The 2,861-nt window shown below is 71.1% G+C and carries 1 protein-coding gene; it reads left to right on the top strand.

Annotated elements, in window-relative coordinates:
- Positions 1 to 30: 30 nt before the first annotated feature.
- The coding region (locus tag ABZ260_RS49470; protein WP_355632482.1) for a type I polyketide synthase at positions 31 to 2,861 on the top strand (2,831 nt) is incomplete at its 3' end.

The raw sequence follows: 2,861 nt of genomic DNA, 5'->3' as shown, positions 1-2,861 counted from the left end.
GGTGCCCGTTCGTGGGATCCGGACGGGACGGTGCTGATCACTGGTGGTACCGGTGGTCTGGGTGCGCTGTTCGCGCGGCATGTGGTGGCCGAGCGTGGCGTACGGCATCTGCTCCTGACCAGCCGTCGTGGCCTGGACGCCCCCGGCGCGATGGAGTTGCGGGCCGAGCTGATCGCCCACGGCGTCGAGGTGACGATCGCGGCGTGTGACATGGCCGACCGCGACCAGGTCGCGGGCCTGCTGGCCGAGGTTCCGGCCGGGCATCCACTGACCGCGATCATCCACACGGCGGGTGTGCTGGACGACGGAACCACCCTCTCGCTGACCCCGCGGTCGCTGGACCTGGTCCTGCGGCCCAAGGTCGACGCCGCCTGGCATCTGCACGAGCTCACCCAGGGACTGGACCTCGCGGCGTTCGTGGTCTTCTCCTCCCTTGCCGGAGTCATGGGCAACGCAGGCCAGGGCAACTACGCTGCCGCCAACGTCTTCCTGGACGCGCTGGCCCAGCGGCGGCAGGCCGAGGGACTGCCCGCGCTCTCGCTGGCCTGGGGTGCCTGGGCCCAGGACGCCGGGATGACCAGCACGTTGGACGACGCCGAAATGCGCAGGATGGCGCGGGCCGGAATGCCGCCGCTGTCGCTGGAACAAGGCCTGGCGTTGTTCGAGACCGCTACCGCGCTGGAGCATGCGCTGCTGATCCCGGCCCGGCTTGAGCTGTCCGTACTGCGGGCACACGGCGAGGTGCCGCCGCTGTTGCGCGGGCTGGTGCGGGGCGGGCGCCGGTCGGCGGCCGGTGGGTCGGTGGTGGCCGCGACGCTGCTGGGGCGGCTGGCTCCGCTGGGGGCGGCCGAGCGCACCGAGGTGATGATGGACCTGGTGCGTACCGAGGTGGCCGTCGTCCTGGGGCATGCCTCCCCTGACACGGTGGAGGTGCGGCGCGAGTTCCGCGAGCTGGGCTTCGACAGTCTCACCTCGGTCGAGCTGCGCAACCGGCTGAACGGCGCGACGGGGCTGCGGTTGCCGGCCACTCTGGTGTTCGACTACCCGACCCCCGTGGTGCTGGCCGAGTTCCTGCTGGCCGAACTGCTCGGCGAGCACGCCGACGCGATCATCCCCACGTCCATCCTGCCGGTGGCGGACGACCCGATCGTGATCGTGGGCATGGCGTGTCGCTATCCGGGCGGGGTCACCTCGCCGGAGGACCTGTGGCGGATGGTCACCGAGGGCGTGGACGCGATCTCGCCCTTCCCCACGACACGCGGCTGGAGCCGTGAATCGTTTGCTCCGGGGACCGCCGTCAACTATGTCCAGGCGGGTGGCTTCCTGCACGAGGCCGGGGAGTTCGATCCGGGGTTCTTCGGGATCTCGCCGCGCGAGGCTTTGGCGATGGACCCGCAGCAGCGGCTGCTGCTCGAGGTGACGTGGGAGGCGGTTGAGCGGGCCGGGGTCGACCCGGTGTCGCTGCGGGGCAGCCACACGGGCGTGTTCGCCGGCGTGATGTACCACGACTACTCGGGCATGCCCTTCCCGGCGGACGTGCTGGGCTTCATGGGCACCGGCACCGCCGGAAGTGTCGCGAGCGGTCGATTGTCCTACACGCTGGGGCTGGAGGGCCCGGCGGTGACGGTGGACACCGCCTGCTCGTCGTCGCTGGTGGCGATGCACCTGGCGGCGCAGGCACTGCGCGGCGGTGACTGCTCGCTGGCGCTGGCCGGTGGCGTGACCGTCATGGCCACCCCGGGGCCGTTCATCGATTTCACCGGGCAGGGCGGGCTGGCCCCCGACGGTCGGTGCAAGTCCTACTCCGACGCGGCCGACGGCGCGGGTTGGTCCGAGGGCGTGGGCATGCTGGTCATGGAGCGGCTTTCGGACGCCCGCCGCAACGGCCACCAGGTGCTCGCCATCGTGCGCGGGTCGGCGATCAACCAGGACGGCGCGTCGAACGGTCTGACCGCGCCGAACGGTCCTTCGCAGCAGCGGGTCATCCGGCAGGCGCTGGCCGGTGCCGGGCTCTCGGTGTCCGAGGTGGACGCGGTGGAAGGGCACGGTACGGGTACGACGTTGGGTGACCCGATCGAGGCGCAGGCGCTGCTGGCGACCTACGGGCAGGACCGGGACGAGGACCGTCCGCTGCTGCTCGGCTCGATCAAGTCGAACATCGGTCACACGCAGGCCGCCGCCGGTGCGGCGGGTGTGATCAAGATGATCATGGCCATGCGGCATGGGGTGCTGCCCAAGACGTTGCACGTGGACGAGCCGTCCTCGCACATCGACTGGTCAGCGGGCGCGGTGGAGCTGCTGACCGAGCCGGTGGAGTGGCACCAGAACGGCCACCCACGCCGGGCGGCTGTGTCGTCGTTCGGGATCAGCGGCACCAACGCGCACATGATCTTGGAGCAGTTGCCGGAGGCTCCTGAAACGGAGTCGCATGGTGAGGACCGGGCGCCGGGTACGGTGCCGTGGCTGGTGTCGGCGAGGACCTCTGAGGCGTTGCGCGCGCAGGCGCGCCGTCTGGCCGCGCATCTCGACATGCACAGCGAGCTGGACCCGGTGGATGTGGGGTCCTCGCTGGTGGTGTCGCGGTCGGTGTTCGAGCACCGTGCGGTGGTGGTGGGGCGTGATCGTGAGGAGCTGCTGGCCGGTCTCGGTTCGCTGGGCACCGAGGACGCCGGAGCTTCCCTGCGTGGTGTGGTCGCGGGCGGGTCAGCGGCTCGTGTGGTCGCGGGTGTGGCCGATGTGGTCGGTAAGTCGGTGTGGGTGTTCCCTGGTCAGGGGGCGCAGTGGGCGGGTATGGGCGGGCGGCTGCTTGAGGAGTCGCCGGTCTTCGCCGGGCGGATGGCGGAGTGTGCGGCGGCGTTGGA

The organism is Streptosporangium sp. NPDC006013, from assembly GCF_040614275.1.
In the GTDB taxonomy this organism is placed as follows: Bacteria; Actinomycetota; Actinomycetes; order Streptosporangiales; family Streptosporangiaceae; genus Streptosporangium.
This window is presented reverse-complemented; position numbering and strand designations above follow the sequence as displayed.